This is a genomic window from Larkinella sp. C7, from assembly GCF_006149005.1.
Lineage (GTDB): Bacteria > Bacteroidota > Bacteroidia > Cytophagales > Spirosomataceae > Larkinella.
This window is the reverse complement of sequence record NZ_VBSL01000031.1, coordinates 23,710-31,039: the sequence shown is the minus strand read 5'-3', so window position 1 is coordinate 31,039 and position 7,330 is coordinate 23,710. Positions and strand designations below refer to the sequence as shown.

Genomic DNA, 7,330 nt, shown 5'->3' with positions numbered 1-7,330 from the left:
CGCTAGCGTTCATCCTGAGCCAGGATCAAACTCTCCATTGTAAATGATTTGTACTTATACTTTACGCAGAATCCTTACTTCTTACTTACTTGGTCAAGTTGTCAAAGAACGTGTTTTCCTCGCTTGGAAAACTGTTGCTGAACGCTTCCGTCCAGCCGTATCACTTATTTGGGACTGCAAAGATAGAGGTTTGTTTTACTTAGCGCAAGTCCTTTTTCGAAAAAAGTTGATTTACCACAACATTCTTTTTTGAATGCAATTCTATCTCCTTATTGATCATTTTAAATGTTATTCACTCGCCAAAAAAGGATACCGGAAGTCAGTTGGTGACACCAAAGTCTCCTTAATTGTCCGGGCTGAAACCCACCGCAGCAAGTTTAATAAGGAACCGGCTTTGTCGTTTGTCCCTGACGCCCGGGCCCCGCCAAAGGGCTGCTGGCCCACAACCGCCCCTGTGGGCTTGTCATTAATATAGAAATTACCGGCTGCATTCGACAGTTTTTTCGTGACCAATTCAACGGCATACCGATCTTTGGCGAAAACCGACCCCGTCAAGGCATACGGTGACGTTTGATCGACCAGTTCGATGGTTTGTTCAAAATTGTCAGGATGATAGAGATAAATGGTCAAAACCGGGCCGAATATTTCCTCACACATTGTTACATAGAGCGGATTGGCCGCGACCAACACCGTTGGTTCCACAAAAAAACCGTCGGTTTTATCCACATTTCCCCCCGCAATGATTTCGACAGTCGGATCAGCTTTCGCATCAGAAATGTATTTGCTGATCTTGTCGAAGGATTTTTCATCAATAACCGCATTGACGAAATTCCCGAAATCTTCGACACTCCCCATTTTGATGGCCTGCAAATCGGCGACAATGTACCCCCGGATCTCTTCCCAAAGGGTTGACGGAATATACGCCCGCGATGCTGCGGAGCACTTCTGTCCCTGATACTCGAAAGCCCCGCGAATCAGTCCGGTCGCTACGGCTTTCGGATCTGCCGATTCATGAACCAATACGAAGTCTTTTCCACCGGTTTCGCCTACGATTCGTGGATAGGATTTATACCGATGAATATTCTCGCCAATCTTTTTCCAGATGTGCTGGAATACACCCGTGCTACCGGTAAAATGTATTCCCGCAAAATCCGGGTGTTTGAAAATCACTTCCCCCGCCAATGGCCCATCCACGTAAATCAAATTGATGACACCATCGGGCAAACCGGCTTCTTTCAGCACTTCCATGATGACTTGCGCTGAATAAATTTGCTGGTAGGCCGGTTTCCAAACCACGGTATTCCCCAACAAAGCGGGCGCGGTGGGCAGATTACCGGCAATGGCGGTGAAGTTGAATGGCGTCAGCGCAAAAACGAAGCCTTCCAGCGGACGGTATTCCAGACGGTTCCATACACCAGCCGACGATTTGGGTTGCTGGCTGTAGATTTCCGTTGCGTAATGGACATTAAACCGTAGAAAATCAATCAGTTCACAAGCCGAATCAATCTCGGCTTGGTAAGCATTCTTCGACTGACCCAGCATGGTTGCTGCGTTAATTTTGTAGCGATACGGTCCAGCCAGCAGTTCAGCGGCTTTCAGAAAAATGCTGGCGCGGTGTTCCCACGACAGATTCGCCCACTCCTCTTTCGCATTTAGTGCCGCCGTAATAGCCTGTTCAACATGCGATTGATCTCCTTCATGAAAATGCGCCAGAATCTGGTGGCGGTTATGTGGAGCTACTAATTCCTTCTGAATGTCGGTCCGAACTTCGTCTGCACCGATGTACATCGGAATATCAACGGTTTTTGAAGAAGCCTCGGCGAGGGCGGCTTTTAACTTCGCGCGCTCGTCGGAACCGGGACGATACTCTTTAACCGGCTCATTTTGTGGAATCGGAACCTGAAAAAAGCCTACTGACATACGTTTGTTGATTTTTGAAGCTGCTAAACTAGATAATTGAATGTAACCGATTTAGGTTCCCCGTGGTTTATACCACAGTTTTTGTCATTTGTCGATTCAATTGTTCGCTTAACGGTTTGGGGTTTCGTAACTTGCGGCAATTTTTTAGCTCCTTACCATGAAGTTTTACAGTACGAATAATCCTTCTGTCCGGGTTTCGATGGAAGAAGCGTTGCTCCGCAGTTTGCCAGCAGACCGGGGCCTTTACATGCCGGAAATGATCCCAGCGATGGGCGCGGACTTTTTCAATTCCATTTCCGGTGGCTCGCTGGCCGATATTGGCTTTCAAATTAGCTCGGCGCTTTTTAAAGACTCTATTCCAGCCGTAAAACTGGAAGAACTGGTTCACCACGCTTTTCCATTCGATACGCCCGTGGTGGCGCTCGAAGACGGAAAAACGCACGTTCTGGAGTTGTTCCACGGGCCTTCGCTGGCTTTCAAAGACGTGGGCGCCCGCTACATGGCGGCCATGATGGGCTATTATCTGGAGAAATCGAACCGGGAAGTACATATCCTGGTCGCGACGTCCGGTGATACAGGTGGTGCCGTGGCCATGGGCTTTCTGGGTGTTCCCGGTATTAAAGTGACGATTCTGTATCCCACCGGTCGGGTCAGTGAGTTACAGGAAAAACAGTTGACGACCCTGGGGCAGAACATTACCGCCATCGAAGTCGACGGTTCGTTTGATGATTGTCAGGCGCTGGTAAAAACCGCCTTTACCGATTCCGAATTAAATCAGCAGTTTAGCCTGGCATCGGCCAATTCCATCAATATCTTCCGCCTGATTCCGCAAAGTTTTTACTACGTCCGGGCCTATGGACAGGTGAAGCATTTGGGAAAACCGGTGGTTTTCTCGACGCCCAGCGGCAATTTTGGTAATCTCAGTGCCGGAGCACTAGCCTACAAAATGGGACTTCCCGTTCAACAGTTCATTGCGTCGACGAACCTGAACTACGTGGTTCCGAAGTATTTGGAAACGGGCGTATACGAGCCAAAGCCGTCCGTCGAAACGATTTCGAACGCGATGGATGTGGGAAGTCCGAGCAATTTCGTGCGCCTTACCCACTTGTTCAACGATAATTTTGAAACGCTGAAACACGTTTTATCCGGTTACTTCTTTGATGATGAGCAGACCAAACAGGCCATGGCGGCTGTTTATCAACAATTTGGCTACGTCATGTGTCCACACACGGCGGTCGGTTACCTCGGTTTACAACGTTATCAACAAACCAACCCGGATGTGTGTGGAATAACGCTGGCTACGGCTCATCCGGCCAAGTTCAAAGAGCTCGTTGAGTCAGTTATCCACACCCCTGTGGATATTCCGGCGGCTTTGGAGGAATTGATGAGCCGACCGAAACATAGTTTTAAGATGAAGGCTGATTTTGCGCAGTTTAAAGATTTTCTTTTGCAAACCGCCTGAAAATCAAAAAGACCCGCCGAATGGCGGGTCTTTTTGATTAATTGATGGTATCTCCCCGCAAGGCCCGAAACCGCTTTCGGGCGTCGGCTCCAAAAATACTTCCCGGATATTTCTGCAAAAGCTGGTTGTAGAGTTCCATCGCTTTGGGTTTATCCTGCTTGTTTTCCTCGTACGTTTTGGCCGTCAAAAAGAGCGCATCGTCGCCCAGGACATCTTCTCCGTAGTTGGCCGAGATTTTTTCCAGATCCTGCAGGGCTTCATCGATCTTATTTTGTTTGATCAGCGTATTAGCCCGCAGCCACAAAATGTTGTCGGCCAGACTGTGGTCTTTGTACCGGGCATACATCTCATTCAGTTCGAGAGCCGCCGAATCGACTTTGTTCTGGAACAACATCAGTTCAATGGAAGCGTATTCTTTCATGGCGGTTTCGTTGCTATCTGAATCCATGCCGGTATTGTCCATGATGAGCAAACTGAGCGCCCCGGCATCGTTGGCAATTTCCCGGCTGGTGGCTTGTTTCAGAATGTCCAACACATCTTTCGACAGCTCAAATTCGCCTTTGTAATAGTGCAACCGGGCGTTCCGCAGCTTGGCTTCGTACCCCAGCAACTCTTCTTTCTGCGATTTTTCAACCTGTGAATACAGCAACGTGGCTTCCCAGGGTTCGCCTTTCAGGAGGTAAATATCGCCCATGTCGAGTTTGCACCGGTCGATAAACCCTTTTTCGTTTTTGCTGATTTCGGTGGCCAGTTGCAGAATGGTCAAAGCCGTGTCTTTTTCATCCAGGTAAAACGCGTACAGACTGGCGGTGCTGCGGAGGGCTTCAAGCGTCCGGTTGTTTTTGCCCAGTTCCTGAAACATCTTCTGGTAATCGGCAATGAGCTTCCGGATTTCCAGGTTATCCACCGGATAAGTGTTCTTCACCTGCTCCTCCCGGGCCTTGATCACCAGCCGCCGGGCAAACGGATAGAGCTGCCCCTGGGGATATTCCTTCGCTACGTACTCAAACATGGCCGCTGCGTTCTTATAATCTTTGTTCTGGAGTGCGACCGCTCCCAGGTCATAAACGCGCACACCGGTCAATTTTAAGCGTTTGTCGAGGGCACGTTCCTGAATGAATGCTTTATAAAACTCCTTCTTTTGCGTTAAGTACCAGACGAGCATCTCGGTATAGAACATCTCGTTCGGATTTTCCTGCACTTTCTTGTACAGAACCGTCTCCAGCATCTTCTGATCGGCGTCTTTCAGGTTGTCCTGTAAAATGGCCTGCACATTGTCACGATTACCCGGGATGAGTCCCCAGTGCAACAATTCGTCGATCATGTTTTCCTTTTGCCCGACAGCGCCATACAAGCGGGCCAGTTCACCGGCATAGGCCAGCGGTTCCCGACTTTGCTCGCGCCCTTTCTTCAGTACTTTGATGGCCCAGTTCTGTTTGCTTTGCTCGGCAAAATCCTGAGCCAGTTCCGGCAACCCGTTAATTGCATTTCCTGCAACGGCGATAGCTTTGTTAAAGTAAACGTCTGCTTTAGCTGAATCACTCCGGCTCTCTTCGAGAATGCCGGCCTGTAGAAACACATACGGATTTTTGTCGTCCGACTTCACCAGCTTCCTGACCACCTTTTCCGCTTCCGGTATTTTATTCAACTTGACCGAGCTCTCCACATAGCGGCTGATGATTTGCTTGCTGGCTCCGGGCTTCATCAATTTCTGGTAGATCGTATGCGCTTTTTCAAATTCGCCTTTTTTGAAATATTCATCCGCCAGGTCTGCTCCTTCCTGAGCAAATCCATTCAATGAGCCCACCAACAGTAGCATCATCAGGAGTCCTACTATCTTCTTCATTTTCTCTTTTTATTAATTAAAGAATAAAAGGATTTAAAGGATTGTTGCCTGTGGATATGTGGACAACTTCTTTATGCACATTTCTTCTGGAATCTTGTGGATAATAAAAATGACTTATCCACAACGTCAACACACTTATACACACATAAATAACTGATTGTCAATACGTTTATTATTTATCAACATTCTCGCACTGGAATAAACCGCCCTTTTAAACACATTTCCACAAGATATAGTATAAACATTTCCACATGTTGATGAAGGTAAGAATAAGTTGTGGAAAATAGCAGAGTTATACACTATCCACACTTTACTTTTTTCTTATCCACAGCCTAAGTCTGGTTGTCCACAGCAATTTTTGTACCCCGTCACATTTTATCCACACCCTTTATCCACTTTTCCACCTACTTTTCCACCGATAACTTGTGTTTTTTTAATTTCACATTGACCTTTCAAAAGGCGTCAATGTCTTCGCTAATATCAAAGTTGGCCTTGATGGGGATAAGTCCTTTGTTCCTGGTGAAGAAGAAGATGGGTTCGGGCAGGCGGTTTTCTGTCACATTCCCACTGTCCCACCGGCCGTTTCCGTTTTCATCGATGATGACCCGAAGCCGGTAACGACCCGGTTTTATGTTAACGAATCGATAGCTTGGGTTGTTTAGTTGCTTCTCGACCAGCTTGAAATTCTCATCCAGTAATTCCACAATAAATTGCTTTGCCGATGTATTTACCTGCCCCGCCAGGACGCCATATTTCTCGGGATCACGGATGGTATAGTTCAATTCCGTGCGTGCCGTTGAGTCATTGAGGGCACTGATAAATGCTCCTCTTCCTAACCGGAAAATGAGGTTGTTCCGGGCGGTAGTCGATTTGGTCAGCACAAAACGGGTTTGATTATCTTCCCATCGGTAGTCCTGCGGGGTCAGTGGAATGCGGTTTGTGCTGTCACTAAAGAGCATCAATGAATCCGGGGTGATCTGTTTCATCGGTTTCGAAAACTCAAGCACGACTTCCAGGTTTCGATCACTGTCTCCGTTGTCGGCCGGCCTGGCCGTGATCGTTACCGGCTCCGGTGTTTCCCGGCGCGTGGAGGTTCGAAACTTGAATTTCTGGGTAAGCTCCGTCGTGTTTTTTAGCGAGTCCGTTACTGAAATCTTTACCCGAATTGTATCCGACGTTGCCTTCGCATTGAAGAAGGTCAGCTCCGTCGGTGTTCTGAAATACGATGGAATACTGTCCTCCGGATTGTTAAAACGTATGGAATACTTTTCAATCCCCCGGTCAAATACATAGGTGTATGTGTTGACCATCTGCTGCGTTCGGACCGATCGCGGAGGGGTGTTGTAAAACGAAAATAACTGCAAATTCAGGGTGTCGTTGTTGGCCGTCAGGTCAAGATCGCCTTTCAGAAAAGCTACTTTTTCCGTGTTTGGATTCAGGATAAAATTCAGGTTTTTGTCGTCGAACGCGAATAGTTTGTAGCGGCCATCTTTCACATTTTCCAATAAAAATACCCCGGAAGTATCGGTGCGCGTGAAGTAATACGGTTTGCTTTTGGTGGGTGTCAGCGTATCATTCGGAATGTAGAGTCCCACCAATGTATTCAAGGTGGGCTGGCCCGTTTGGATGTCAGTCACCCTCCCTCCTACCCTGAGCGAGTCGATGGTGCTGCCCGTACTGAAGACCAATTTAAGACTCAGGGCCGGGTTGTTTTCGGTCACGTCTTTCACGGCATCCGTGAAATTGAAGGTGTAGGTCGTACTATCCTTGAACGGTTTGTCAAATGAAAGCCGCAGACTGGTCGGCTTGATTTTGACTTTGAAAGGTGTTTCCGGCTCCGGCGTGATCAGAATTTTCTGGTTGGCATTCTCCACCCGGATGTATTCGTTAAAGAACACCTCGACGGTTTTCCCCTTAAAATTCTTCTGCTTGTTGATGGGTGTACTGGCCACCACTACGGGTGCCAGGGTGTCTTTTTTACCCCCAATCGGTGCGGCATATTGGGAGCATGAATTCAGAAAAACGACGATAATGGCGAATAGAGCGAGTGCTTGTTTCATTTTTGGCAATAAAAAACCCTGAACAGTTTCCTGATCAGGGTA

4 protein-coding genes are annotated in these 7,330 nt (G+C 47.8%); 1 reads left to right on the top strand and 3 read right to left on the bottom strand.

Annotated features, from left to right (window positions below; genetic code table 11):
- Positions 1-288: 288 nt before the first annotated feature.
- Positions 289-1,920: an L-glutamate gamma-semialdehyde dehydrogenase gene (gene pruA / locus FH871_RS31070; protein ID WP_138995214.1), complete on the bottom strand. Its 1,632-nt coding sequence runs from the start codon at positions 1,918-1,920 to the stop codon at positions 289-291.
- A gap of 157 nt (positions 1,921-2,077) precedes the next feature.
- Here pruA and thrC point away from each other — a divergent pair, with 157 nt between their 5' ends.
- Positions 2,078-3,382 (top strand): threonine synthase, encoded by a 1,305-nt coding sequence (thrC, locus tag FH871_RS31065; RefSeq protein ID WP_138995213.1) that lies wholly within the window; start codon positions 2,078-2,080, stop codon positions 3,380-3,382.
- A 37-nt stretch (positions 3,383-3,419) separates the two neighbouring features.
- Here thrC and FH871_RS31060 read toward each other — a convergent pair whose 3' ends face one another.
- Entirely contained in the window at positions 3,420-5,228 is a 1,809-nt protein-coding gene (locus FH871_RS31060; RefSeq protein WP_229317736.1) for a tetratricopeptide repeat protein, read from the bottom strand.
- 452 nt (positions 5,229-5,680) lie between these two features.
- Positions 5,681-7,288, bottom strand: coding sequence for an Ig-like domain-containing protein (locus FH871_RS31055; RefSeq protein WP_138995212.1), 1,608 nt, complete (start codon positions 7,286-7,288; stop codon positions 5,681-5,683).
- Positions 7,289-7,330: the final 42 nt, after the last annotated feature.

Bases quoted from the DNA above. Each gene is read 5' to 3' on its own strand.
- FH871_RS31060 (WP_229317736.1), bottom strand. From the start codon at position 5,228: ATGAAGAAGATAGTAGGACTCCTGATGATGCTACTGTTGGTGGGCTCA.
- thrC (WP_138995213.1), top strand. From the start codon at position 2,078: ATGAAGTTTTACAGTACGAATAATCCTTCTGTCCGGGTTTCGATGGAA.
- pruA (WP_138995214.1), bottom strand. From the start codon at position 1,920: ATGTCAGTAGGCTTTTTTCAGGTTCCGATTCCACAAAATGAGCCGGTT.
- FH871_RS31055 (WP_138995212.1), bottom strand. From the start codon at position 7,288: ATGAAACAAGCACTCGCTCTATTCGCCATTATCGTCGTTTTTCTGAAT.